We start from the raw sequence: 26,153 nt of genomic DNA, 5'->3' as shown, positions 1-26,153 counted from the left end.
AAGGGGTTCTGAGGCCGTGTATCGGACACACCTCGCCGGCACGCTGAGTGCCGCTGACGTCGACCAGCAAGTCACCCTCGCCGGATGGGTGGCGCGTCGCCGCGATCACGGTGGGGTCGAGTTCGTGGACCTGCGGGACGCCTCGGGCGTCGTCCAGGTCGTCTTCCGCGACTCGGAGGCCGCCGAGGCCGCCCAGAAGCTGCGCAACGAGTACTGCGTGTCCGTCACCGGCACCGTCGCGCGCCGCCCCGAGGGCAACGAGAACCCCGAGCTGCCCACCGGCGAGATCGAGATCAACGCTACGGCCCTGACGGTCCTCTCCGAGGCCGCGCCGCTGCCGTTCCAGGTCGACGACCACGTCGACGTCTCCGAGGACGTGCGCCTGCGCCACCGCTACCTCGACCTGCGCCGCTCCGGCCCGACGCACGCGATCCGCCTGCGCTCCAAGGCCAACCACATCGCCCGCAACCTCCTCGTCGAGGACGGCTTCGTGGAGATCGAGACCCCCACGCTTACCCGCTCCACCCCCGAGGGCGCCCGCGACTTCCTCGTGCCCGTGCGCCTCCAGCCCGGCACCTGGTACGCGCTGCCGCAGTCCCCGCAGCTGTTCAAGCAGCTGCTCATGGTCGGCGGCTTCGAGAAGTACTTCCAGATCGCGCGCTGCTACCGCGACGAGGACTTCCGCGCCGACCGCCAGCCCGAGTTCACCCAGCTCGACATCGAGGCGTCCTTCGTCGACCAGGACGACGTCATCGACCTGGGCGAGCGCATCGTCAAGGCCCTCTGGTCCGAGCTCGCCGACCACGAGATCCAGCTGCCGATCCCGCGCCTCCAGTGGCACGACGCCATGGACCGCTACGGCTCCGACAAGCCCGACCTGCGCTTCGGCCAGGAGCTCGTCGAGCTCACCGGCTACCTGCGCGGCACCGAGTTCCGCGTCTTCGCCGGCGCGATCGACGCGGGCGGCTACGTCGGCGCCGTCGTCATGCCCGGCGGCGCCTCCCAGACCCGCAAGGAGCTCGACGCCTGGCAGGACTGGGCCAAGGCGCGCGGCGCCAGGGGCCTCGCCTACATCACCTTCAACGCCGAGACCGGCGAGCCGAAGGGCCCCGTCGCCAAGAACCTCTCCGAGGAGCACCTCGCCGGACTCGCCGACGCCGTCGGCGCCAAGGCCGGGGACGCCGTCTTCTTCGCCGCGGGCACCGACCGCCGCGAGGCCCAGGAACTGCTCGGCGCCGCACGCCTCGAAGTCGGCAAGCGCACCGGCCTCATCGACCCCGACGCGTGGGCGTTCTGCTGGGTCGTCGACGCGCCCATGTTCGAGCCCACCGGCGACGGCGGCTGGACCGCGATCCACCACCCGTTCACCTCGCCGAACCCCGAATGGGTCGGCAAGTTCGAGACCGACCCGGGCAACGCGCTCACCTACGCGTACGACATCGTCTGCAACGGCAACGAGCTCGGCGGCGGGTCCATCCGTATCCACGACGCCGCCGTCCAGTCCCGCGTCTTCGACGTCCTCGGCCTCACCCACGAGGACGCCCGCGAGAAGTTCGGGTTCCTCCTCGACGGCCTCAAGTACGGCGCCCCGCCCCACGGCGGCATCGCCCTGGGCTGGGACCGCGTGTGCGCGATCCTCGCCAAGGCCGACTCGATCCGCGACGTCATCGCGTTCCCGAAGACCGGCGGCGGCTTCGACCCCCTGACCTCGGCCCCGACGCCGATCACGCCCGAGCAGCGCGCAGAGGCCGGGATCGACTACGTTCCGGAGACGGAAGAGGAGGAAGCGGGTACCGACCCCGTTGCCTCTTAGCCCTACGATGTCGTAGTGCGCGGCCCGAGCCGACGGCTCGGGCCGCACTCGTTTTCGGAGTGCCCGGCCGCCCCTCAGCGTTTTCCGAACTGGCAGGAGTCCTTGAGAAGTGGCCGCGGCCCGTTGACGGCTGATATATGTAACATCCGGCCGAAGCAGGAGTAAGAGGAGCGGGTTCGACGTGCAGAGCGGGACCTCGGTGGCGGGGCGCTACCGATTGGACGAACGACTGGCCGCGGGCGGCATGGGGGAGGTCTGGAAGGGCACCGACACCCGGCTGGGCCGCACGGTCGCCATCAAGATCTTGCACGCCGGACTCTCCAACAGCGACAAGTTCCGCGCCCGGTTCCAGCTCGAAGCCCGCGCCGTCGCCGCGCTCCAGTCGCCCGGCATCGTCGCGCTCTACGACTACGGCGAGGAGGAGGGCGACGACGGCCTCATCTCCTACCTGGTCATGGAGCTCGTGCGCGGCCGCTCCCTCGCCGAGATCCTCCGCGACCGCGGCCCGCTCCCGCCCGCCGAGGTCATGCAGATCACCGCCGCCGCGGCCGACGCCCTGGAGACGGCCCACCGCCACGACATCATCCACCGCGACATCAAGCCCGCGAACCTCCTCGTCGACGAGGAGACCGGCGTCGCCAAGATCGTCGACTTCGGCATCTCCGCCGCCCGCGGCGCCTCCGGCCTCACCGAGACCGGCACCGTCATGGGCACCCTCGCGTACGCGTCCCCCGAGCAGCTCAACGGCGCCGAGCTGACCGGCGCCAGCGACCTCTACTCGCTCGGCATCGTCGCCTACGAGGCCCTCATGGGCCGCCCGCCGTTCGTCTCCGACACGCCCGTCGCGGTCATGAACGGCCACATGACCCAGGCCCCGCCGCCCCTGTCCCGCGACATCCCGCCCGGCGTCGCCCAGGTCGTGCTCCAGTCCCTCCAGAAGGACCCGAAGGCCCGCTACGCCTCGGCCGCCGACATGGCCCGCTCGGCCCGCGAAGGACGCGTCGTCACCGGCGGCATCCCCATCGCCGGATCGACCCCGCCCGACGGCCAGCAGACCCAGTACTTCGGCTCCGACCAGACCGCCCTCCTCGGCGGCGCCATGGCCGCGGGCGGCGACACCGCCGCGCAGCCCACGAGCCAGCTCGGCCAGACCGAGGAGAAGAAGAGCGCCACGATGTGGTTCATCATCGCTGGCATCGTCGCGGCCCTGGCACTCATCGGCGGCCTGATTTGGTGGATCAACTCGAACAACAACGCCGGCAACGGCAACATCACCGACGACACGTCCTCTTCGAGCGAGGAGGCGACGAGCGAGAGCGAGTCGCCCACAGAGGACGAGGAGACCACCGAAGAGAGCAACGACGACTGGGACCGGACCACCGACGAGGAGACCTCCGAGTCGCCGAGCGAGGAGCCGACGAGCGAGTCGGAGTCGCCCACCGACGACCCAAGTACCGCCGATCCGACCGACGAACCGACTGATGACCCGACCGATGAACCGACGACCGACGACCCGACCACGGAGTCGTCGCCGCAGGCCGGTTAGTTCCGTCAGTACGGCAGTGCGGCCCGCGGATCGAATCCGCGGGCCGCTTCCGCTTCCGGCCCTAGTGCAACCGCGCACGCGCGACTAATCGGGACCCCGGCGCGTGGTACGCGTCCCTTAAGCTCGGATCAGGAAAGCAGATCCCCAGACCCCAGGAGCACACCCATGCACTCCCGTACCAAGATGCGCCTCGTCGGCGCGCTGGCCGTGCCCGCGCTCGGGTTCGGCCTGGTCGCCTGCGGCGACGGCTCGAACGACACCGCCGGCGGGTCCGGCGACACCGACGGCGACAACGCCGCGGCCCTCAGCCCGCAGGAAGCGGTCGCGGCCGCCTTCAGCGGCCTGGACAACGACTCGTACAAGATGGAGTCGACGATGACGATCGACGGCGCCGAGTTCGTCGCCATGACCACCATGGTCGAAGGCGACAACGCGGCCTCGTCGGGCGACATCCTCATGAGCGCCATGGCGGAAGCCTCCGGCGAGGAGATCGACCCGAGCATGGCTGCCCTGTTCGGCGACATGCACACCGAGACCATCGTCATCGGCGACACCGCGTACCTCCAGTTCAGCGGCGGCATGTTCGACGGCATGGCCGACGAGTACGGCGACGACGCCTGGTTCACCATGGACATCACCGAGGGCGAGATGGGCGAGGTGTACTCGCAGTTCGGCGGCATGGACCTCGCCTCGCAGACCGAGACGATCCTCGGCAGCCTGGAGAACGTCGAGGAGACCGGCGACAACACCTTCACCGGTACGCTCGCCGCCGACTCCGAGGCGATGGCCGCGTTCACCGAGGGCGCGTCCGCCACCGACACCGCCGCGATCGAGTCGATCGAGGTCACCGTGGCGCTCGACGACGACGGCCTGCTCAAGACCATGTCGATGACCCTCCCCGAGACCGAGGGCATGACCATGGAGATGACCAGCGAGGTCGTCGAGATCGGCGGCTCCTACGACATCGCCGCGCCCGCCACCGAGAACCTCGTCCCGTTCGAGGAGTTCGCGGGCGGCTTCATGGGCGGCTTCTAGCGCCCGCTCCAGAACTGAACTGAGGGCCGCCGCACCGACCGGTGCGGCGGCCCTCCGCTTTGCGGCCCACACCGGCGCCTCAGTTGTGCGTCCCGCTCATGCGCATGGCTTACGCTGATGGCGAGATGGACGCACCAGGCCTGTTTGAAATCGCCCAGCCGCAGGAGCCGCAGCAGTCGGGCATCCTCGGCACCGGCGCCGCCACCGGCGACGAGCCGCTCGCGGTGCGCATGCGCCCGCGCGCGCTCGACGAGCTCGTCGGCCAGGACCACCTGCTCGGCGCCGGGTCGCCCCTGCGGCAGGTCGTGGAGGGCCGCCAGCCGCTCTCGGTGATCCTGTGGGGCCCGCCCGGCTCCGGGAAGACCACGATCGCGCACCTCGTCGCCCAGTCCGGCGACCGGCGTTTCCGCGCCATGTCGGCCCTGAACTCCGGCGTCAAGGACGTGCGCGCCGCGATCGACGAGGCCCGCCGCATCCGCCGCACCGGCGGCCCGCAGACGATCCTGTTCATCGACGAGGTCCACCGCTTCACCAAGACCCAGCAGGACTCCCTGCTCGGCGCCGTCGAGGACCGCACGATCACGCTCCTGGCCGCCACCACCGAGAACCCGTACTTCTCTGTGGTCGCGCCGCTGGTCAGCCGCTGCGTGCTCCTCACCCTCCGGGAGCTCGACGGCACCGACATCGGGGAGCTCGTGGACCGCGCCGTCGCCGACGAGCGCGGCCTGAACGGCGAGGTCGTGCTCGAACCGGAGGCCCGCGAGCACCTCGTGCGCACTGCCGCCGGGGACGCCCGCAAGGCTCTGACCGCGCTCGAAGCCGCGGCCCTGTCCGTCGGCGACGACGACGTCATCACCGTCGCGGTCGTGGAGGCCGCCATCGACACCGCCGCGGTCCGCTACGACCGGGACGGCGACGGCCACTACGACGTCGCCTCCGCGTTCATCAAGAGCCTCCGCGGCTCCGACGTCGACGCCGCGATGCACTACCTGGCCCGCATGGTCGTCGCCGGGGAGGACCCGCGGTTCATCGCCCGGCGCCTGGTCATCTTCGCGTCCGAGGACGTCGGCATGGCCGACCCGACCGCGCTCCAGACCGCCACCGCCGCCGCGACCGCGGTCGAGCGCATCGGCATGCCCGAGGCCCGGATCAACCTCGCGCAGGCCGTCGCGCACCTTGCGACCGCCCCCAAGTCCAACGCGGTCATCACCGCGATCGACGAGGCCATCCGCGATGTGCGCCAAGGGAAGATCGGTCCGGTCCCCCCGGACCTGCGCGACGCCCACTACGGCGGCGCGAAGAACCTCGGCCACGGCGCCGCCTACGTCTACCCGCACGCCGACCCGCGCGGCGTCGTCCCGCAGCGGTACGCGCCCGACGTCGTCGCCGGACGCGACTACTACCGGCCCACCCGCCACGGCCTGGAGGCCGAGATCGGGCCGCGCCTCGACAAGCTCCGCCGCATCGTCCGCAAGGCCGACGAGGGCCGGGGCGCCGATGGCGACTGACCGCCCCCCGCGCCCCGGCCGCCTTGCGGCGGCCCTTGAGGGGACCGGCGCCCGGATCGAGCGGCTGCGCCTGAGCGTGGTCGCGATCGGCGTCTCCGCGGTGCTGCTCGTGGCCGCGGTCCTGTTCCTCGGCCGCGCCGTCACCGTCGACCCGACCCGCCGCGCCGCCGACGAACTCGCGCTCCCGGCCTGGGCCGCCGTCAGCGTTGCCGACGAGACGTACGGCTCGCGCTGGTGCCTGGGGGAGTGCCGGGTCCGCATGCGCACCTGGGAGTCCGAAGGCACCGTCGAGGACACCTCGCAGGTGTACTGGGAGGCCGTCCTCAACGCCGGGTGGGCCCCGGCCGAGCCGGGGACCTGCGTCGGCGGCGTCGGCGAGGAGGGCTGCTACGTGCGCGACGAGCTGTACCTCGAACTGTGGGTCGTCCCCGTCGAGTGCGGCGACCGGTACGAGCTGTGCGTCGGCTCGGAAGTGACCGCGGTCGTCGCCGCCCAGGCGGCCCTGCCGCGCCTGGCCGAGGACCGCCGCGCGCTCTCCGAAGCGGGATAGGCCGGGCCGCGCCCCGTTGCGTCGGATGTCCGATCCCGCAAGGTAAGGTCGTGGCTGCGTCGCTTCTACGCGAGAGCACCGGGTCAGAATCAACAGCCGCACCGGTCGGCGGACATGCTTCAGCAAGGGGGAAGAGCTGTGCCAGGCGAGACGTTGGCGGTCGAGTTCACGAACGTGAGCCTCTGGGAAGTCGCACTGCTGATCATCGCGGTCGCGTTCTTCATCTTCAGCTTGATGCTCGCCGTCGGTCTCATCCGGAAGCTCGACGGCACGGTCACGCGCGTCAACGGCATCCTCGACAAGGTCGACCACGAGATCGGCCCGATCCTGCGGAACGCGAACGCGACGCTCGACAACGTGAACGCCTCCCTCGTGCAGGTCGAAGGCGAACTGGAGAAGGTCTCGGCGATCACCGGGAACGCCGCCCACATCTCCTCGAACGTCGCGAACATCACGAGCCTGGTCGTCTCGGCCGTCGGCTCGCCGCTGGTCAAGGCCGCCGCGTTCGGCTTCGGCCTCCGCTCGGCCGTGAAGAAGCGCAGCCAGGGCTACGACGAGGACCAGGTCCGCCGCATGGTCGAGGCGTCCCGCCAGACCAAGCGCGAGTCGAAGCGGGCCGCGAAGGCCCGCCGCAAGGCCGCGAAGTAGCAAAGCTCAGAAAAACGGATTGAGGGGTCCCCGTGCTCAAGCGGATGATCTGGGTAGGCATCGGTGTCGTGGTCGGCGTCGTGGTGGTCCGGAAGCTCACGAAGGCCGCGGAGTCGGTCACTCCGGGCGGGGTCGCGGAGCGGATCGGCGATGCCGGTGCTGGAATGAGGGAATCGCTCAAATCGTTCTGGGCCGACGTCTCCGAGGCCAAGCAGGCCAAAGAGGCCGAGCTCTACGACGCGATCGAGCGCGGCGACGACATCTCGCCGCTCCTCACCGAAGACGAAGAAGAAGACGACGACCGCGCCCTGTACGGCCGGCAGTTCTAGACCTTGAAGGAGGTGCCCCATGGAGACCGCTGAAATCCGACGCCGGTTTCTGAAGTTCTTCGAGTCCAACGGCCATACGGTGGTCCCCAGCGCACCGCTGCCGGCGATCGAGGACCCGAACCTGCTGTTCATCAACGCGGGCATGGTCCAGTTCGTGCCCTACTTCCTCGGCCAGGCGAAGCCGCCGTGGGACACCGCGGCGTCGGTGCAGAAGTGCATCCGCACGCCCGACATCGACGAGGTCGGCAAGACCTCCCGCCACGGCACGTTCTTCCAGATGAACGGCAACTTCTCCTTCGGGGACTACTTCAAGGAGCAGGCGATCCGCTACGCCTGGGACCTGACCACCGGCTCGGTCGAGTCCGGCGGCCTGGGCCTGGACGGCGAGAAGGTCTGGGCCACGGTCTACCTCGACGACGACGAGGCGATCGACATCTGGCACAAGCAGATCGGGCTCCCCCTGGACCGGATCGTGCGCCGCGGCCAAGAGGACAACATGTGGTCCATGGGCATCCCCGGACCCTGCGGCCCCTGCTCCGAGCTGTACTACGACCGCGGGCCCGACTACGGCCCCGAGGGCGGCCCCGAGGTCGACGAGGACCGCTACCTCGAATTCTGGAACCTCGTGTTCATGCAGCAGGAGCGCGGCGCGGGACCCGCCAAGAAGGACTACGAGATCCTCGGCGACCTGCCCAAGAAGAACATCGACACCGGCATGGGCCTGGAGCGCATGGCGTCGATCCTGCAAGGGGTCGACAACATGTACGAGATCGACGAGGTCCGCCCGCTCATCGACAAGGCGTCGGAGCTGACGGGGAAGCGCTACGGCCTCTCCACCTCGCACACCGCCTCCGAGTCGCACCCGGACGACATCCGCTTCCGCGTCATCGCCGACCACGTGCGCTCCGCGCTCATGCTCATCGGCGACGGCGTCGTGCCCTCCAACGAGGGCCGCGGCTACGTGCTGCGCCGCATCATGCGCCGCGCGATCCGCTCCGTGCGCCTCCTCGGCTACGACAAGCCCGCGCTTCCCGAGCTGCTCCCCGTGGCCCGCGACTGCATGAGCAAGTCCTACCCCGAGCTCGCGCAGGACTTCGACCGCATCTCCTCCTACGCGTACGGCGAGGAGGAGGCGTTCCTGAAGACCCTCAAGCACGGCACGACCATCCTCGACACCGCGGTCACCGAGACCAAGACCGAGGGCGGCAAGACCCTGTCCGGGTCGAAGGCGTTCGAGCTGCACGACACGTACGGCTTCCCGATCGACCTGACCCTGGAGATGGCCGAGGAGCAGGGCCTCTCGGTCGACCAGGACGGCTTCCGGCAGCTCATGACCGAGCAGCGCCAGCGCGCGAAGGCCGACGCCGCCGCGCGCAAGACCGGCCACGCGGACCTGTCCGCGTACTGGCAGCTCCTCCAGGACCAGGGCCCGACCGACTGGACGGCCTACGAGGGCCTGGCGACCGAGTCCCGCGTCATCGGGATCCTCGCCGAGGGCAAGCCGGTCCCGGTCGCGAAGTCCGGGCAGATCGTGGAGGTCGTGCTCGACCGGACCCCGTTCTACGCGGAGTCCGGCGGGCAGCACGCCGACGCCGGGAAGATCACCGGCCCGAACTTCTTCGGCGAGGTCGTTGACGTGCAGCGGCCCGTGAAGAAGCTCGTGGTCCACCAGGTCCGCGTCCTCGAAGGCGAACTGGTCCTGGACGACCGCGTCGAGGCGACGGTCGACGCGGAGTGGCGCCTCGGCGCCCGCCAGGCGCACTCGGGCACCCACGTGGTGCACGCGGCGCTGCGCGAGGTGCTCGGCCCGACCGCGCTCCAGTCCGGTTCGTTCAACCGGCCCGGCTACCTGCGCCTGGACTTCTCGTGGCGCGCGAAGCTCTCCGACGAGACCCGCAGCGAGATCGAGGAGGTCTCCAACAAGGCCGTCCGCGACGACCTGCCGGTCTCCGTCAAGTACATGACCCTGCCCGAGGCGAAGGACTTCGGCGCGGTCGCCCTGTTCGGCGAGACCTACGACGAGACCGTCCGGGTCGTGGAGATCGGCGGCCCCTGGTCGCGCGAGCTCTGCGGCGGCACGCACGTGTCCCACTCGGCGCAGATCGGCCCGCTGGTCCTCACCGGCGAGTCCTCGGTCGGCTCCGGCCAGCGCCGCGTCGAGGCCGCGACGGGCATGGAGGCGTACCGCTACCTCGCCCGTGAACGCGACCTCGTCTCGCAGATCGCCTCGGAACTGGGCGCTCAAAGAGGCGACGTCCTCGAACGGGTCCGCGCGATCCTCCAGCGCTCCAAGGACGCCGAGCGCGAGCTCGCGGGCCTCCAGGCGAAGCTGGTGTCGGGCCGCGCGGCCGAGTTCGCGCAGAACGCGAAGCAGGTCGGGGCCGTGAAGGTCGCCGCGGTCCAGGCGCCCGAGGGCACCAAGGGCGGCGACGTGCGCAACCTCGCGATGCAGATCCGCGGGCACCTGCCCGAGGACCAGCCCGGCGTCGCGGCGGTCGTCGCGACCGCGGGCGGCAAGGCCAGCATCGTCGTCGCGGCCAATGCGGCCGCGAAGGCGCAGCACGTGTCGGCGGCGGCGCTCGTGAAGGCCGCGCTGTCCGGCAAGGGCGGCGGCAACGACGACGTGGCGCAGGGCGGCGGCGTCCCCGCCGACCAGGCGCCGCAGCTCCTGGACGCGGTCGTCCGCGCCATCGGGGAGTAATGGAAGACGTGAGCAGCGGCCCCGCACCCACCGAGTGGGTGCGGGGCCGGCGTCTCGGCATCGACTTGGGCAAGGCCCGCATCGGGGTCGCCGTGTGCGATCCGGACGGGCTCCTCGCCACCCCGGTCGCGACGGTTCGTCGCGACCTCAAAACCGCTGGTGAGAACATTCCGGCCGATATTCAAGAAATCGCCGAAACGGCACGGGAATACGATGTGGTCGAAATCGTCGTCGGCCTACCGGTTACTCTTTCGGGTGAGGAGGGGCCGGCAGCCGCCCACACCCGAGCCTGGGTGGAGCAGTTCGCCGACCACGTCTCGCCAACGCCGGTGACCCTGACCGACGAGCGCATGACCACCGCCGTCGCCACCCGCCGCCTGAACGAAGGCGGGGTGCGAGGCAAGCGGAAGCGCTCCATCGTCGACCAGGCGGCCGCGGTCGAGATCCTTCAGACATGGTTGGACCGTCGGCGGAGGTAGGAACAAGGATGCTCGGCGACTTCAGGACCGAGGACGAGCGCTCTGCGAACCCCCGGAGCCACCGCCGCAAGGACTCCGGCAAGTCCCTGATCGCCATGACCCTGGTCGTCGCGCTGTTCGGCGTCCTCGGGGTCGGCGGCTGGTGGGCGTACAACAACATCGTCAAGGACTACTTCGTCGCCGAGGACTTCACCGGCGACGGCAACGGCAACCAGGTCGTCGTCACGGTCGAGTCCGGATGGCTGGTCTCCGACATCGCCTCCGAGCTCGAATCCCAGGGCGTCGTCGCCTCCGCGAAGGCGTTCCTCAACGCCTCAGAGGACGACAACGACTCGGGCACCTCGATCCAGCCCGGCACCTACGCCATGGAGGCGGAGATGTCCGCGGCCTCGGCACTGGAGTTCATGACCGACCCGGCGAACCTCACGCTCGACCACGTCGTCGTCCCCGAGGGCAAGCGGTCCTTCGAGGTGTACGAGATCCTCTCCGCCTACACGGGCGTGCCGATCGCGGACTTCGAGGCCGCCGCGCAGGACCCGGAGGCGCTGGGCGTCGATCCCATCTGGTTCGAGGGCTTCTCGGACCGGCAGGTGAAGTCCGTGGAGGGCTTCCTGTTCCCGTCGGCGTACGAGTTCGACAGCACGTGGACCGCGGTCGACATGCTCAAGGAGATGGTCGAGCGGTTCAACTCGACCATCGAGGAGATCGGCTTCCTCGACAAGCTCTCGTCGATCCAGGACCCCGACCCGGACTACGACCCGAGCGCCATGGAGAACCAGACGTTCTACCCTCCCACGGGCGGCGAGTTCAAGATCTACCCGTGGATGGCGCTCCAGATCGCCTCGATCGTCCAGTCCGAGTCCGGCATCGCGACCGACGACCCGAAGATCGCCCAGGTCATGTACAACAAGATGTACCTGAACCCGTACGACCACGAGCAGACCAACTGCAACTGCTTCGAGTCCGAGGCCATCTGGAACTACGGGCGCCTCATCAGCGGGGAGGACGCGATCACGTCCGGCGAGGACATCGACTGGGGCGCGGTCATGCGCGACCCCGACAACCCGTGGTCCCCGTCCGCGCCCGAGCACGCCGGGTACCTGCCGAGCGCCATCTCCAACCCCGGCGCCGCCGCGTTGGAGTCTGCGGTGACCCCGGAGGCGGGCGACTGGCTGTTCTTCGTGACCGCCTACGACGACGGGTCGGCCCTGTTCGCCGCCACGTACGAGGAGCACCAGGCGAACATCGTGATCGCCGAGGAGAACGGCATCCAATGATGAAGGCCGCCGTCCTCGGCAAGCCCATCGGGCACTCGCTCTCGCCGGTCATCCACAACGCCGGGTTCGCCGCGGCGGGCCTCGCCGACTGGACGTACACGCGGCACGAGTGCGACGAGTCCGGCCTGGCCGCGTTCGTGGACGGCCTCGACGGCTCGTGGGCGGGGCTCTCGCTCACCATGCCGCTCAAGGAGGTCGCGCTCGACGTGGCCGCGGAGGCCACCCCGGTCGCCGAGGCGATCGGCGCGGCCAACACGCTCGTCCTGCGCGGCGGGCGCCGCCTCGCCGACAACACGGACGCCCCCGGCATGGTCGACGCGCTCGCCGAGATCGGCATGAAGGAGGCCGAGGAGGTCGCGGTCCTCGGCGCGGGCGGGTCCGCGCGCGGCGCGCTCGCGGCCGCGCAGCAGCTCGGCGCGTCCTCGGTCACCGTGTACGCGCGCCGCCGCGAGGCCGTGCGCGAGCTCGAACCCGTCGCGGCCCGCCTGGGGCTACGCTTGAAGGCCGCCGACTGGGACGACGCCGCCCGGGCCGGGCGGGCCGACCTCGTCGTCGCGACGGTCCCGAAGGGGGTCACCGACGACCTGCGGCCCGACTGGTCCGCCGACGCGGTCCTGTTCGACATCCTCTACGACCCGTGGCCGACGCCGCTGGCGGCGGGCGCCGAGGCGGAAGGCGTGCGCGTCCTCGACGGGCTCGCGCTCCTGCTCGCGCAGGCCGTGCGCCAGTGGACGCAGTTCACGGGCATTGCGGACGCCCCGGTGGCGGCGATGCGCCGCGCACTCTACGACGCGGTCCCGTCCCGGACCGAGTGAAGGACCCGACCATGCACGATCATGTCTTCCTCTACGACGGCGACTGCGCGTTCTGCACCACGTCGGCGAACTTCCTGGAGAAGCACGTGCGCACGACCGCGCGCGTCGTCCCGTGGCAGTGGTCCGACCTGGACGCGCTCGGCGTCACCCAGGAGGAGGCCGAGGCCGCCGTCATGTGGATCGAGGAGAACTTCCAGCGCTCGGGCCCCGACGCGATCGCGGTGCTCCTGCGCCGCGCCCAGTGGTACTGGAAGCCCATCGGCTGGGTCCTGTCGCTCAAGCCCGTGTCGTGGCTCGCGTGGCCCGTGTACCGGTTCATCGCGCGCAACCGGCACCGCCTCCCCGGCGGCACGGCCGCGTGCTCGCTGCCGCAGGCCGAGCGCGACCGCCTCCGCGGGCAGCAGAGCGGCGCCTGACCTCGGCGGACCGCCCCGTGCCATACTTCCCCGATGTCCGCTGACCGCACCGAACGCCCCCTGACGCGCACCGGCCGGATCGTCAGGGTCAGTGCCGCCCTCGCGATGGTCCTGGCGCTCATGGCGACCTCCGTGTGGGGCGAGGACGACTTCTTCCCGTTCGCGCCCTTCAAGATGTACTCCCGCGCCCACGACACCGACGGCTGGGCCGACAGCACCAACGTGTTCCTGGAGAACGCCGACGGGGAGCGGATCGCCATCAGCGACAACGACACCGGGTTCCGGCGGGCCGAACTCGAAGGGCAGCTGACGCGCTTCCGCGAGGACCCGGACCTGCTCGCGTACATCGCGGAGGCGTACGAGGCCGCGCACCCCGGCGAGCCCGAGATCGTGGCCGCCGAGATCGTCACCAGGCGCTACGAGCTCGTCGACGGCGTGCGCACCGGCGAGGAGACCGAAGAGGTCGTCGCCGCCTGGACCGAGGAGGGGGCCGCGTGAGCGTCCGCAGCGCCGTGAACGGCTTCTTCTTCGAGCCCGTGCCGCTGGGCCGGGTCGCCGCCATGCGGTTCCTCGCGGGGCTCTACGTGTGGATCGAGTGGTGGGCGTACATGCCCTTCATCTTCGGGCACCGCTTCGTCCCCGGCGAGCTGTACCAGCCGCTGTTCGTCGGCCGGGTCCTCCCGCTGCCGACCCCCGACTACTGGATCGTCACCGGCACGCTCATCGTCATGCTCGCGTCGGCCGTCCCGATGATGCTCGGCTACCGGCCCAAGCTGTTCGGGTGGATCCTCTTCGCCGCGTACTTCGAGTGGATGGTCATCGCCAACTCCTACGGGAAGGTCGACCACGCCAGCTTCGGGTTCATGACCCTGCTCCTCGTCCTGTGCCTCATGCCCTCGTACGCGAAGTGGGGCGACCGCGAGCACCTCTCCGAGCGCGCCGGGTGGGGCTTCAAGCTCGTGCAGATCGCCGTGGTCCTCACCTACTTCCTGTCCGCGTGGGCGAAGTTCCGCTACGGCGGCTTCGAGTGGGCCAACTCCGGGGTGTTCACGTGGGCGATCATCCGCCGCGGCACCGTCTTCTCGGAGTGGATGCTCGACTTCCCGTGGCTCCTGCACTTCGCGCAGTGGGGCATGGTCGCGTTCGAGCTGCTCACCCCGGTCGTCCTGTTCGTGTACAAGTGGAAGCGGGTCCAGTACGCGATCGTCGCGTTCTTCTACTGCTTCCACGTCACCGTCTTCCTCGCGATCGGCATCAGCTTCCTGCCGCACCTGGTCGCCATGGCCTGCTTCCTGCCGCTGGAGCGCATCGACCCCAAGGCGATCGTGCGCCGCTTCAAGGACCGCCGCGACGACGCGAAGACCCGCGAACCCGAACCCCAGTTCGAGACCTGACGCGGGTCCGCCCCTTGTGGCGGGCCCGTGCCATACTCTTGCCGTGTCCCCATACCTACCCCGTATCTCCAGGGTCCGGCCGAAGGGGCGCGTCCTGCGCGTCTCGATCACCATGGTCGTGCTCGCGCTCGTCACCGCCACCACCTTCTGGGGCGGCGACGACTACTTCCCCTTCGCGCCCTTCAAGATGTACTCCGGCTCGATGGACCTCGACGGCTGGGCCGGATCGACCCGCGTCGAGGCCGTGAACGAGGAGGGCGAGCGCTTCAGCCTCACCGAACGCATCACCGGGTTCCGCCGCGCCGAACTCGAAGGCCAGAAGAGCCGCTTCGTCGAGGACCCCTCCCTCCTGGAGTACATCGCGCAGGCGTACGAGAACGCCAACCCCGGCAAACCCGAGATCGTCACCGTCGAGATCATCGAGCGCCGCTACGAGCTCAAGGACGGCCACCAGACCGGTGAGGTCGTCGAAGTCGTCGAGGCCGCCTACACCCGGGACGGAGACGACGCATGACCCAGCTCCCCTTGCAGCAGAAGGCCGTCGGCTGGTTCTTCCAGCCCGTCGCGCTCGGCCGCGTCGCCGCCATGCGGTTCCTCGCCGGCGCGTTCATCTGGGTCGACTGGTGGTGGTACATGCCGTGGATCCTCGGTCACCGCCACGTCCCCGGCGAGCTCTACCAGCCCCTGTTCATCGCCCGGGTCCTGCCGATCTTCCCCGTCCCCGACTACTGGGTCGTCGTCGGCACCCTCATCGTCCTGCTCGCCGCCACCGTCCCCATGATGTTCGGCTGGAAGCCGCGCCTCTTCGGGTGGATCGTCGCCGCCGCGTACTTCGAGTGGATGATCATCGCGATGTCCTACGGGAAGGTCGACCACGGCAAGTTCGCGTTCCTCCTGCTCCTGTTCCTCCTGCCCACCATGCCGAAAGCGAAGTGGGGCGACCGCGGGAACCTCTCCGAGCACGTCGGCTGGGGCTTCAACCTCGTGCAGATCGGCGTCATCTGCACGTACTTCTTCGCCGCCTGGGCCAAGTTCCGCTACGGCGGCTTCGAATGGGTCAACTCCGCGACCATGACCTGGGCGATCATCCGCCGCGGCACCGAGTTCTCCACCTGGATGCTCGACTACCCGTGGATGCTCCGCGCCGTCCAGTGGGGCATGGTCTCCTTCGAGCTGCTCACCCCGGTCATCATGTTCATCGCCGCCAAGCGCCTCAAGTACGCGGCCGTGCTGTTCCTCTACTGCTTCCACGTCTCCGTGTACCTCGCCGTGGGCATCAGCTTCCTGCCCCATATGGTCGCCATGGCCTGCTTCCTTCCCCTGGAGCGCGTTTCGCCCCGTGACCTGGTTCGCAGGCTGAAGCGCGGGAAACGAGTTGAGAAAAGCGAGCCAATTTTCCTACCGTTGAAGGATGCCGATACTCGAAGCCCGCAACCTCACGAAGACCTTCCGGCGACCTGACAAGGCCTCCGGGTTCAAAGGCGCGCTCAAGCACCTCGCCCAGCGCAAGTACAAGAACTACACCGCGGTGAACGGCATCGACCTCACGATCGAGCCGGGCGAGTCCGTCGCCTACGTCGGACCCAACGGCGCGGGCAAGTCCACCACCGTCAAGCTCCTCACCGGGATCCTCCGCCCCTCCGAGGGCACCGTACGGGTGATGGGCCGCGACCCGCACACCGAGCGCATCGCCAACGCGCACGACATCGGCGTGCTCTTCGGCCAGCGCACCCAGCTGTGGTGGGACCTCCCGGTCGAGGAGTCCCTGAAGCTCCTCAAGCACATGTACGGCGTCTCCGACGCCGACTACAAGGCCCGCATCGCGAAGTTCGACGAACTGCTGGACCTCGGCGAGTTCATGCCCGCGCTGGCGCGGACCCTCTCGCTGGGGCAGCGGATGCGCGCGGACCTCGCGTGCGCGCTCATCCACGCGCCCAAGATGGTCTACCTCGACGAGCCGACGATCGGCCTGGACATCTCCGTGAAGGACCGCCTGCGGGCGTTCCTGCGCGAGCTGGTGGACGACGGGACGACGCTGCTGCTGACGAGCCACGACCTCGCCGACATCGAGGAGGTCTGCGAGCGGATCGTCGTCATCGACAAGGGCGCCGTGGCCTACGACGGGCCCATCGCGCAGCTCAAGGCCCACTACATCACCACCAAGGCCGTGAAGCTGTTCCTGGAGGAGCCCGCCGACGTCCCCGCCCTCGAACTGGCGTTCCCGCAGTACCAGTGGGCCGCGGGCGAGGCCCCCAGCGAAGTGGTCGTCACGTACGAGTCGGGCCGCTTCACCACCGCCGAGGTCCTCGGCGGGCTCACCGCGCAGCTCGCCCCCCGCGACCTGTCGCTGTCCGAGCCCAGCATCGAGGACGTCATCCGCCGCCTCTACGCCGGAGAACTCACGCAGTGAGCAATACCTTCGCGGTCGACCGCGCGTTCGCGGTCATCGCGTTCAAGCGCCGCCTGGCCTACAAGACCCAGTGGCTGGTGGGCCTGGTCCTCGGCGGCGGCGCCATGCTCGTCTCGATGGCGATGTGGCGCGAGCTCCTCTCCGGAGGCGCGCTCTCGGGCTACGACTGGGACGCGATGCGCGCCTACATCATCATCGGGTTCATCACCGCGACCATGGTCTTCGGGGCGGCCGACTGGCACATCGCCGACCGCATCCTCGACGGCCACGTCGCGATCGACCTGACCAAGCCCGTGGACTTCCAGCGGGCCCGCGCCGCCGAGTACGTCGGCTCGATGTGCTCCACGGTCCCCACGGTGGCCCTCGGCGTCCTCGGCGCCTGGCTGCTGTTCGATCCGCCCGGTCCCGTCTCGGCGACGGCCGGGGCACTCACCGCGGTCAGCCTCGTCCTGGTGTTCCCGCTGGCGTTCGGCATCACGTACCTGACGGTCCTGGTGTGCTTCTGGACCAAGCGGTACCTCGGCGTCATGTGGCTGCGCGAGGCCCTCCTCAGCTTCTTCTCCGGGATGATGATCCCCTTGGCGTTCATGCCCTCCTGGCTCCAGGCCGTCGCCTGGGCGCTCCCGTTCCCGCACTTCACGACCACGCCTTCGGCGATCTACCTCGGGCACGTCGACACCAGGGGCGCCCTCGGGCTCCTCGCGGCCGAGGCGGCCTGGGCCTTCGGCATGTGGTTCGGGGCGCGCCTCATCTTCAACCAGGCGGTCAAGAAGGTGACGGTGCACGGTGGCTGACACGACAGTCCTCTCCAAGCCCTTGCACCCCAACGGGGTGCGCCACGTCGGCGGCGTCTACGGCCGCTCGCTTCTCGCCCAGATCCGCGCCATCACCGAGTACCCGGCCGACTTCTGGGTCATGGCCTCGGCGGGCGTGATGTGGAACGTCCTCCAGTTCGCGTTCATCACCGTCCTGTTCAACGCGGTCCCCGACGTCGCGGGCTGGCGCTACCACGAGATGCTCATGCTCTCGGGGCTCCTCACCGTCGCCGCGGGCTCGACCGCGCTGCTGTGCGACGGCGTGTGGAGCACCGGCACGTACGTCCTCAAGGGCGAGATCGACTACCGCATCACCCGGCCCGCGCCGGTCGTCGTCCAGGTCGCGACCTCGCACATCGGCATGCAGGGCTTCGGGGAGGTCGGCATCGGCCTCGTCGTGGTCGCCTACGGCTGGATCGGGGCCGGCATGGGCGTCGCCGCGATCCCCGCGGGCGTCCTCGGCCTGGTGTGCGCGATCGTCATCGAGTGCTCGCTCATCACGATGCTGAGCGCGGTGTGCTTCTGGGTCAAGGGCACCAACTCGGTGTTCGCGTTCGTGATGCTCGACCTCCAGACCAACGCGATGACGCTGCCGCTGGGGCTGTTCCCGGCCGCGGTGAGGATCGTGACCATGTTCGTGCTCCCGGTCGCGTTCGTCAACTTCGTGCCCGTCGCCGTCCTCACCGGCCACCTCGGCCCCTGGTGGCTCCTCGGCCCGCCCCTCGCCGCCGCCGCGACGGTCCTTGCGGCGCTCGGCGTGTACCGGCTCGGGCTGCGCTCCTACGACTCGTCTGGACACTGACACATGGCAAGCGTCGACCTCGCGCTCGCGACGATCTCCTTCAAACGCAAGATCGCCTACAAGTCCACGTGGATCTTCTCGGTCCTGTTCGGCGGCTGGTCGCTCCTCGCCGGGCTCGCCGTGTGGAGCCACCTCATCGGCGACGGCGAGATGGGCGGATACGACTGGCAGGCGATGAAGGCGTACCTCATCATCGGCTTCCTCACCTCGACCCTCGCCTGGGCCGGCTCCGACTGGGAGATGGCCAACCGCATCCTCGACGGCCTCGTCGCCGTCGACCTCACCAAACCGGTGGACTTCCAGCGAGCCCGCGCGGGGGAGTACATCGGCGGCATGGTCGCCTCCGTCCCGGCCGCGATCCTCGGCACCGTCGCCGCGGTCCTGCTGTTCCGGCCCGCCGGGCCCGTCTCGCCGGTCGCCGCGATCCTGACGGCCGTGAGCGTCCTGCTGATCTTCCCGCTGGCGTTCGGGTTCTCGTACCTGTGCGTCCTCGCCTGCTTCGTGACCCAGCGGTTCCTGGGCATCCAGTGGGCCAAGGACTCCATGGTCGCGTTCTTCTCCGGGATGATGGTCCCGCTCGCCCTCATGCCCGCGTGGCTCCAGACCGTCTCCTGGGCCATGCCGTTCGTCCACCTGACCACCACGCCCGCCTCGATCTACCTCGGCCGCGTCGACACCGCGGGCGCCCTCGGCCTCATCGCCGCCGAGGCCGCCTGGGCCGTCGGCCTGTGGGTCGTCGGCAGGCTCATCTGGTCCCAGCTCGTGAAGAAGGTGACCGTCCATGGCGGCTGACATCGCCGGCCCCCGCCACGCGTTCGGGGTCTACCGCCGCTCCATCGGCGCCTACCTGCGCTCGGTCGGCGAGTACCCCGCCGACTTCTGGGTCATGGCGATCTCGGGCACGTTCTGGCAGGTCGTGCTGTTCGCGTTCCTGAGCATCCTGTTCGGCAACGTCACCTCCATCGCCGGGTGGGGCTACCACGAGATGCTCGTGCTGGCCGGGTTCCTCGCCACCTCCTGGTCCTCCACGGCCCTGTTCTGGGACGGCATCTGGGACACCGGGAAGCTCATCGTCGAAGGCGACATGGACTACCGGATCACCCGCCCCGCGCCCGTCCTCGTCCAGGTCGCCTCCAAGCACGTGGGCTTCCAGGTCTTCGGCGAGATGACCCTCGGCATCCTCATGATGTCCGTCGGCTGGACCGGCGCGGGCCTGGGCCTCGTCCACATCCCGCTCGCGCTCCTGCTCCTGGTGAGCGCCGCCGTCATCCAGGCGTCGCTGCTCACCGTCGCGAACGCCGCGAACTTCTGGATGAAGGGCCGCACCCCGATCATCGCGTTCATGCTCGCCGAGCTCCAGAACGAGGCCATGCGCTTCCCGCTGACGATCTTCCCCGCCGCGGTCCGCCTCGTCCTCACCTTCGGGCTCCCGCTCGCGTTCGCCAGCTTCGTCCCCGTCCAGATCCTCACCGGCCGCCTCGACGCCTGGTGGATCGCGCTCGTCCCCGCCATCGCCGCCGCCTGCGCCGCCCTCGCCGTCGGCGTCTTCGCCCTCGGCCTCCGCGCCTACGACTCCGCAGGCCACTAGGCCCCGAAATAAAAGACTTGCGCGCCCCGGGCGCGATCCGCTAACGTGGCATCCGTTGCCCGGAGGCGCTTCGCCCCGGGGCTCGTGAGGAATGGAGGTGTTACTGATGGCTGTCGTTGTCTGCGTCCACGCCATGAAGCCCAGCTCACCTCCCGTCGCCGCTCACTAATCTTCTCTCGCGGCGGACGGACTTCCTCACAGGAGCCTTTCACCTTGCCTCGCAAGCAGCAGTACTCTGACTCTTTCCAGTCCACCAAGCGCCGCGACCGCAGCAACCAGCGCGAAGTCTTCTCCGACGACGACCGCGAACGCTACGAGCAGATGCGCACCGTCTTCGACGAGATCCCCAACGACGACCGGCCCCCGGCCGGGGACCGCTGGTCGATCTGGTGGGACTCCGAGCCGCTCCAGCGCGGCCCCGAGCCCCTGCCCGACTGGGTCATCACCGACCACGGGGCCGTCGACTACGAGCTCGGCGTCCTCAAGACCGGCAAGGAAGCGGACGTGTTCCTCGTCGAACGCGTGCTCCCCGGCACCGACCGGGCCGTGATCCTCGCCTCCAAGCGCTACCGCAGCGCCGAGCACACCCAGTTCAACCGCGCCGGCGACTACACCGTCGGGCGCGCCGCCAAGCGCTCCCGCGACAACCGCGCCATGGCCAAGCGCACCACGTTCGGCCTGGAGCAGGCCGCGGGACGCTGGGCCGCGGCCGAGTTCGAGGCGCTCAAGCGCCTCTACCAGGTCGGGGTCCCCGTGCCCTACCCCGTGCAGGTCCACGGCACCGAGGTCCTCATGGAGTTCATCGGGGACGGCCGCACCGCCGCGCCCCGGCTCGCCGAGACCAGGCCCGACCTGCACGAGGCCGAGAGCCTGTGGGACCAGGCCGCCGAGGCCCTGCGCCGCATGACCGAGCTCGGCTTCGCCCACGGCGACCTCTCGCCGTACAACACGGTGGTCCACGAGGGCCGCCTCATCGTCCTCGACCTCCCGCAGGTCGTGGACATCTACGCGAACCCGCTCGGAATGGATTTCCTGACCAGGGACGTGGAGAACCTCGGCTCCTGGTTCGCGAACCACGGGATCGACCGTGCCGAGGTCGACGACCTCCACGCGGAGGTCCTGGGCCTGGCGGCCAGGCCGTAACGGCGGGGGTGTCGGGGGCGGGATATAGCCTTGTGTTGTGGCAGTTGATTACCGTCCCGCCCCCGGCACGATCCCCACGCAGCCGGGCGTCTACCGGTTCCGGGACCGTGACCGGCGCGTGATCTACGTCGGCAAGGCGAAGAACCTCAGGAACCGCCTGAACTCGTACTTCGCCGACGAGACGCGTCTCCACGAGCGCACCCGCCGGATGGTGAACACCGCTCGGAGCGTCGAGTGGACCGTGGTCGCCACCGAGGTCGAGGCCCTCCAGCTGGAGTGGACCTGGATCAAGGAGTACGACCCGCGCTTCAACGTCATGTTCAAGGACGACAAGTCCTACCCGTGGCTGGCCGTGACCGTGGGGGAGGAGTTCCCGCGCGCCCAGGTCATGCGCGGCAACCGCCGCAAGGGCGTCCGCTACTTCGGGCCGTTCGGGTCCGCGTGGGCGATCCGCCAGACCCTCGACCTGCTCACCCGGGTCTTCCCGATCCGCACCTGCTCCGACACGGAGTTCAAGCGCTGCAACCGGATCGACCGCCCGAACCTCCTCGCCGACATCGGCAAGTGCTCCGCGCCGTGCGTGGGCCGCATCTCCGCCGAGGACTACCGCGAACTCGTGAACGGCTTCTGCGCGTTCATGTCCGGCGAGACCGCGCCCGTGCGCCGGCGCCTCATCGCCGAGATGCAGGAGGCGTCCGAGGCCCTCGAATTCGAGCGGGCCGCGCGCCTGCGCGACGACCTCGGGGCCCTCGACAAGGTCCTGGAGCAGCAGGTCGTGGTCCTCGCCGAGGACGTCGACTGCGACGTCATGGCCGTCGCCGACGACGAGCTGGAGGCCGCCGTCCAGGTCTTCCACGTGCGCAAGGGCCGCATCCGGGGCCAGCGCGGCTGGGTCATCGACAAGGCCGAGCCGGTGGACCTGGCCGGGATCGTGGAGCGGTTCTGCCTCCAGTTCTACGGCGAGCAGAACGAGGTCGTGCCCAAGGAGGTCCTGGTCCCGGCCCTGCCCGCGGACCACGAGGCCCTCGCAGAGCTGCTCTCGGAGCGCCGCGGCTCGAAGGTCGACCTGCGCATCCCGCGCCGCGGCGACAAGCGGGCGCTGGCCGAGACCGTGGAGAAGAACGCGCTGGAGAACCTCCAGCGCCACAAGCTGAAGCGCGCCGGGGACCTGACGTCGCGCTCGAAGGCCCTCGAAGAGCTTGCGGACGCCCTGGACCTGCCGGAGGCGCCGCTGCGCATCGAGTGCTACGACGTGTCGCAGTCCCTGGGCGAGGACGTCGTGGCGTCGATGGTCGTGTTCGAGGACGGCCTGCCGCGCAAGAGCGAGTACCGGCGCTTCGTCATCAAGGGCGAGCGGAAGGACGACCTCGCGTCGCTCCAGGAGACGCTGCGCCGCCGCCTCGCCAAGCTCGGGGACCAGCCCGCCGGCTCGCCCGTCGAGGAAGGGGACGAGGAGCCCAAGCGCGGCTTCCACTACCCGCCGCAGCTGCTCGTCGTGGACGGCGGGCAGCCGCAGGTCGCCGCCGCCGAGCAGGTGTTCCAGGAGCTGGGGATCGACACGATCAACCTGGCGGGGCTCGCGAAGCGGCTGGAGGAGATCTGGCTCCCGGGCGAGGAGTTCCCGGTGATCCTCTCGCGCACCTCCGAGGCCCTGTACCTGATGCAGCGCGTGCGCGACGAGGCCCACCGGTTCGCGATCTCCTTGCACCGCACGCGAAGGCGCAAGAAGATGACGGCGTCGGCGCTCGACTCGGTGCCGGGTCTGGGGGACTCGAAGAAGAAGGCGCTCCTGAAGGAGTTCGGCTCCGTGAAGCGCATCAGAGAGGCCGAACTGTCTGATTTGGAGGCTGTGCCCGGTATCGGGCCGAAACTGGCGGAGGCTTTGCGGACACATCTGCGTAATCCCGATGACAACGGCTCTTGAGACTGCTCTGGTAGCTATACGCTTGTCAATTCGGCCGCAGGGCCGGGGCCGTGTCAGCACGGCGGTTGGAACGGACTCGGGGATACTTGACTTATGGGTGTGGCAGCAGTGCATGCGGGTTCGAGCGACCGCAGCGAATTGGACCTCGTGATCGTCACCGGCATCTCCGGCGGCGGACGCTCGACAGTGGCCCGCGCACTTGAGAACGTCGGCTACTACGTGATCGACAACCTCCCGGAGTCGCTCGTCGGCCAGGCCGCGGAGCTGGCCGCCGCGGGCGGCGAGGAGGTCCGCCGGACCGCGATGGTCCTCGACGTGCGCTCGCGCGCGTTCATGACCGACCTCGTGGGCGTCATCGAGGACCTCCGCAAGGGCGGCTTCAAGCCGCACCTGGTGTTCGTCGACGCGGACGACGACGTGATCATCCGCCGCTTCGAGAAGGTCCGCCGGGCCCACCCGCTCCAGGGGGACGGGATGCTCGCGGACGGCATCGCCGCCGAGCGGCGCCTGCTCGAACCGGCCCGCGGCTCCGCGGACACCCTGTTCGACACGACGCACCTGAACGAGAACCAGCTGCGCGCCCGCGTCGAGGACGCGTTCCTCGCGCCGTCGTCGCCGCGGCTCCAGTTCACCTGCATGTCGTTCGGGTTCAAGTACGGCATCCCGCGCGACGCCGACTACGTCGCTGACGTACGATTCCTTCCCAACCCGTACTGGGTTCCGGCCCTGCGCGAGCACACCGGCACCGACCCCGACGTCTCCGGCTACGTCCTCGCGCAGGACGGCGCGGAGGAGTTCGTCGAGTCGTACACGGCGCTCCTGCTGGGCACCACCCAGGGCTTCGAGCGGGAAGGCAAGCGGTACATGACGATCGCCATCGGATGCACCGGCGGCAAGCACCGCAGCGTCGCGATCTCCGAGGAGATCGCCAAGCGCCTGAACGCGGCCGGGTTCCCCGCGAACACCCACCACCGGGACCGCGGGAACGAGTTAATCCGCCACCGCCCCCACCGACACCCCGATCCGAGGTAACCGCTGATGCAGAAAGTGGTCGCGTTCGGCGGCGGGCGGGGCCTGTCGGCCTCGCTGCGCGCGCTCTCCAGGCTCGACGTCGACCTGACGGCCGTCGTGACCGTCGCCGACGACGGCGGCTCCTCCGGGGACATCCGCGCGACCAGGCCCGTCCTGCCGCCCGGGGACCTGCGCAAAGCCCTCCTCGCGACCGCCGACCCGTCCCGCACCGAGGCCGCCGAGCTGTTCTCGCACCGCTTCGGCGGGGACGACTTCCTCGCCGGGCACCCGGTCGGGAACATCGTGCTGCTGTCGCTCCTGGAGCGCCACGCCAACCCCGTGGAGGCCGTCGCCGCCGCGGGCCGCATCGTCGGCGCGCGGGCCCGGGTCCTGCCCATGTCGTGCACGCCGCTCGACATCGAGGCGGACCTCGCCGAAGGGACCGGGCTCCGCACGATCGTCGGCCAGCACGACGTCGCCGTCGCGGACGGCCAGGTCGCGGACGTGCGCCTCCTGCCCGCCGACGCCCCCGCCTGCCCCGAGACCCTTGAAGCGGTCGCCGAGGCCGACTGGCACGTCTTCGGGCCCGGCTCCTGGTACACCTCGGTGATCCCGCACCTGCTCCTGCCCTCGCTCCGCAAGGCCATCGCCGCCTCCCGGGCCCGCAAGATCGTGGTGCTCAACCTCTCCGAGGAGAAGGAGACGGACGGTCTGACCCTCGCGGGTCACGTCGACACGCTGCGCCGATACGCGGAAGGTGTCCGGTTTCACTACGTCGTGTCAGGCGACGCCCGAACCCTCGCCGATCCCGGATCGTTGAACAGTGCGGCACAATCGTTGGAGGCCCGGTTGGTCGCGGCGGACCTCGCCGCCGACGGCGTGACGCACGACGTCGGATCCCTGGCCGCCGTATTGGGAAACCTGCTGGTCGAAGATGGTGGTTAACGAATGGCGATGACCGCGGAGGTCAAGGACGAGCTCAGTCGCATCGAGGTCGCGAAGTCCTGCTGCCAGCGCGCCGAACTCGGCGCGCTCTTCCGGTTCGCCGGGGGCCTCCACCTCGTCGGGCAGGGCAACGTCGTCGTCGAGGCCGAGGTCGACGCCGGCAACGTCGCCCGCCGCGCCAAGCGCATGATCGACAAGCTCTACAACTACGAGTCCGAGATCCACGTCCTCGTGGCCGCCGGGCTCCGCCGCAACAACCACTACCTGCTCCGCGTCATGGCCGACGGCCAGGCGTTCTCCAAGCAGATCGGCCTCACCGACCAGCGCGGCTACCCCGTCAGGGGCCTGCCCAACCACGTCGTCGGCGCCTACCCGTGCTGCGCCGAGGCCGCCTGGAGGGGCGCGTTCCTCGCCCGCGGCTCGCTCACCGAGCCCGGCCGGTCCTCCTCGCTGGAAGTGACCTGCCCCGGCCCCGAGTCCGCGCTCGCGCTCGTCGGCGCCGCCCGCCGCCTCGGCATCTCCGCGAAGTCCCGCGACGTCCGCGGCGTCGACCGCGTCGTCATCCGCGACGGCGACGCCATCGGCGAACTGCTCACCCGCCTCGGCGCCCACGCCTCCGTCCTCACCTGGGAGGAGCGCCGCGTCCGCCGCGAGGTCCGCGCCACCGCGAACCGGCTCGCGAACTTCGACGACGCGAACCTGCGCCGCTCCGCGCGCGCCGCCGTCGCCGCCGCCGCGAAGGTCACCCGCGCCCTCGAAGTCCTCGCCGACGACGTCCCCGAGCACCTCGCCTCCGCGGGCCGCCTGCGCCTCGAACACCGCCAGGCGTCCCTCGAAGAGCTCGGCGCGCTGGCCGACCCGCCGCTCACCAAGGACGCGATCGCGGGACGCATCCGGCGACTCATCAACATGGCGACCAAACGCGCCCAGGAGACCGGCGTCCCCGGACCCGACGACGTAGTCGCCGAAGAGGAAATGCTGGTCGCATAGGGCGGCTTCGCCCC

At 69.9% G+C, this 26,153-nt stretch carries 26 protein-coding genes; all 26 read left to right on the top strand.

Translation table 11 applies throughout. From position 1 onward, the window contains the following. The first annotated feature begins 16 nt into the window (after positions 1–16). Complete coding sequence (gene aspS, locus AB0A65_RS24630; RefSeq protein ID WP_359954849.1) at positions 17–1,813, top strand: aspartate--tRNA ligase; 1,797 nt, start codon at positions 17–19, stop codon at positions 1,811–1,813. Positions 1,814–2,030: 217 nt separating this feature from the next. Continuing rightward, a complete protein-coding gene (locus tag AB0A65_RS24625) occupies positions 2,031–3,359 on the top strand; it encodes a serine/threonine-protein kinase (RefSeq protein ID WP_359954847.1) in 1,329 nt (442 codons plus the stop codon). Positions 3,360–3,524: 165 nt separating this feature from the next. Further along, positions 3,525–4,394 carry a hypothetical protein gene (locus tag AB0A65_RS24620; protein WP_359954845.1) on the top strand — a complete coding sequence of 290 codons (870 nt, stop codon included), beginning with the start codon at positions 3,525–3,527 and terminating at the stop codon, positions 4,392–4,394. A 125-nt stretch (positions 4,395–4,519) separates the two neighbouring features. Next, on the top strand, positions 4,520–5,902 hold the full coding sequence (locus AB0A65_RS24615; protein WP_359954843.1) for a replication-associated recombination protein A: 1,383 nt from the start codon (positions 4,520–4,522) through the stop codon (positions 5,900–5,902). Then, positions 5,892–6,452, top strand: a complete 561-nt coding sequence (locus AB0A65_RS24610; protein ID WP_359954841.1) for a hypothetical protein — start codon at positions 5,892–5,894, stop codon at positions 6,450–6,452. The genes AB0A65_RS24615 and AB0A65_RS24610 overlap by 11 nt, the downstream gene beginning before the upstream one ends. Positions 6,453–6,590: 138 nt before the next feature. Further along, positions 6,591–7,100: a DUF948 domain-containing protein gene (locus AB0A65_RS24605; RefSeq protein WP_359954839.1), complete on the top strand. Its 510-nt coding sequence runs from the start codon at positions 6,591–6,593 to the stop codon at positions 7,098–7,100. Between the two features lie 32 nt (positions 7,101–7,132). Beyond that, positions 7,133–7,429: a hypothetical protein gene (locus AB0A65_RS24600; protein ID WP_359954837.1), complete on the top strand. Its 297-nt coding sequence runs from the start codon at positions 7,133–7,135 to the stop codon at positions 7,427–7,429. A gap of 19 nt (positions 7,430–7,448) precedes the next feature. Further along, positions 7,449–10,130, top strand: coding sequence for an alanine--tRNA ligase (gene alaS / locus AB0A65_RS24595; RefSeq protein WP_359954835.1), 2,682 nt, complete (start codon positions 7,449–7,451; stop codon positions 10,128–10,130). Beyond that, on the top strand, positions 10,130–10,609 hold the full coding sequence (gene ruvX, locus AB0A65_RS24590; RefSeq protein ID WP_359954833.1) for a Holliday junction resolvase RuvX: 480 nt from the start codon (positions 10,130–10,132) through the stop codon (positions 10,607–10,609). The genes alaS and ruvX overlap by 1 nt, the downstream gene beginning before the upstream one ends. 8 nt (positions 10,610–10,617) lie before the next feature. Next, positions 10,618–11,886 carry an endolytic transglycosylase MltG gene (locus AB0A65_RS24585; protein WP_359954831.1) on the top strand — a complete coding sequence of 423 codons (1,269 nt, stop codon included), beginning with the start codon at positions 10,618–10,620 and terminating at the stop codon, positions 11,884–11,886. Beyond that, complete coding sequence (locus AB0A65_RS24580) at positions 11,883–12,701, top strand: shikimate dehydrogenase (RefSeq protein WP_359954829.1); 819 nt, start codon at positions 11,883–11,885, stop codon at positions 12,699–12,701. The genes AB0A65_RS24585 and AB0A65_RS24580 overlap by 4 nt, the downstream gene beginning before the upstream one ends. Positions 12,702–12,712: 11 nt before the next feature. After that, positions 12,713–13,117 (top strand): DUF393 domain-containing protein, encoded by a 405-nt coding sequence (locus AB0A65_RS24575; protein ID WP_359954827.1) that lies wholly within the window; start codon positions 12,713–12,715, stop codon positions 13,115–13,117. Between the two features lie 33 nt (positions 13,118–13,150). Further along, positions 13,151–13,615 (top strand): hypothetical protein, encoded by a 465-nt coding sequence (locus AB0A65_RS24570; protein WP_359954825.1) that lies wholly within the window; start codon positions 13,151–13,153, stop codon positions 13,613–13,615. Next, entirely contained in the window at positions 13,612–14,511 is a 900-nt protein-coding gene (locus AB0A65_RS24565) for an MFS transporter permease (RefSeq protein WP_359954824.1), read from the top strand. The genes AB0A65_RS24570 and AB0A65_RS24565 overlap by 4 nt, the downstream gene beginning before the upstream one ends. 43 nt (positions 14,512–14,554) lie before the next feature. Next, entirely contained in the window at positions 14,555–15,025 is a 471-nt protein-coding gene (locus AB0A65_RS24560; protein WP_359954822.1) for a hypothetical protein, read from the top strand. Further along, positions 15,022–15,972, top strand: a complete 951-nt coding sequence (locus AB0A65_RS24555; protein WP_359954820.1) for an MFS transporter permease — start codon at positions 15,022–15,024, stop codon at positions 15,970–15,972. Before AB0A65_RS24560 ends, AB0A65_RS24555 begins: the two co-directional genes overlap by 4 nt. Beyond that, positions 15,923–16,921 (top strand): ATP-binding cassette domain-containing protein, encoded by a 999-nt coding sequence (locus AB0A65_RS24550; protein WP_359954818.1) that lies wholly within the window; start codon positions 15,923–15,925, stop codon positions 16,919–16,921. Before AB0A65_RS24555 ends, AB0A65_RS24550 begins: the two co-directional genes overlap by 50 nt. Next, complete coding sequence (locus AB0A65_RS24545) at positions 16,918–17,715, top strand: ABC-2 family transporter protein (protein WP_359954816.1); 798 nt, start codon at positions 16,918–16,920, stop codon at positions 17,713–17,715. The genes AB0A65_RS24550 and AB0A65_RS24545 overlap by 4 nt, the downstream gene beginning before the upstream one ends. Beyond that, entirely contained in the window at positions 17,708–18,538 is an 831-nt protein-coding gene (locus AB0A65_RS24540; protein ID WP_359954814.1) for an ABC-2 family transporter protein, read from the top strand. The genes AB0A65_RS24545 and AB0A65_RS24540 overlap by 8 nt, the downstream gene beginning before the upstream one ends. 3 nt (positions 18,539–18,541) lie before the next feature. After that, on the top strand, positions 18,542–19,330 hold the full coding sequence (locus AB0A65_RS24535; RefSeq protein ID WP_359954812.1) for an ABC-2 family transporter protein: 789 nt from the start codon (positions 18,542–18,544) through the stop codon (positions 19,328–19,330). Continuing rightward, positions 19,320–20,126, top strand: coding sequence for an ABC-2 family transporter protein (locus AB0A65_RS24530; RefSeq protein ID WP_359954810.1), 807 nt, complete (start codon positions 19,320–19,322; stop codon positions 20,124–20,126). Before AB0A65_RS24535 ends, AB0A65_RS24530 begins: the two co-directional genes overlap by 11 nt. A 213-nt stretch (positions 20,127–20,339) precedes the next feature. Continuing rightward, positions 20,340–21,269, top strand: a complete 930-nt coding sequence (locus AB0A65_RS24525) for an RIO1 family regulatory kinase/ATPase (protein ID WP_359954808.1) — start codon at positions 20,340–20,342, stop codon at positions 21,267–21,269. 37 nt (positions 21,270–21,306) lie between these two features. After that, a complete protein-coding gene (gene uvrC / locus AB0A65_RS24520) occupies positions 21,307–23,193 on the top strand; it encodes an excinuclease ABC subunit UvrC (protein WP_359954806.1) in 1,887 nt (628 codons plus the stop codon). 108 nt (positions 23,194–23,301) lie between these two features. Beyond that, the gene (gene rapZ, locus AB0A65_RS24515) at positions 23,302–24,225 is read left to right on the top strand and encodes an RNase adapter RapZ (protein WP_359954925.1); all 924 of its coding nucleotides are present in this window, start codon (positions 23,302–23,304) and stop codon (positions 24,223–24,225) included. Between the two features lie 6 nt (positions 24,226–24,231). Next, the gene (gene yvcK, locus AB0A65_RS24510; protein ID WP_359954804.1) at positions 24,232–25,149 is read left to right on the top strand and encodes a uridine diphosphate-N-acetylglucosamine-binding protein YvcK; all 918 of its coding nucleotides are present in this window, start codon (positions 24,232–24,234) and stop codon (positions 25,147–25,149) included. A gap of 3 nt (positions 25,150–25,152) precedes the next feature. Further along, on the top strand, positions 25,153–26,139 hold the full coding sequence (whiA, locus tag AB0A65_RS24505) for a DNA-binding protein WhiA (RefSeq protein ID WP_359954802.1): 987 nt from the start codon (positions 25,153–25,155) through the stop codon (positions 26,137–26,139). Positions 26,140–26,153: the final 14 nt, after the last annotated feature.

It is taken from the genome of Glycomyces sp. NPDC047010 (assembly GCF_040644205.1).
In the GTDB taxonomy this organism is placed as follows: domain Bacteria; phylum Actinomycetota; class Actinomycetes; order Mycobacteriales; family Micromonosporaceae; genus Glycomyces.
Note: the sequence above shows the minus strand (reverse complement) of the source record. Positions and strands in the feature narration are given on the sequence as shown.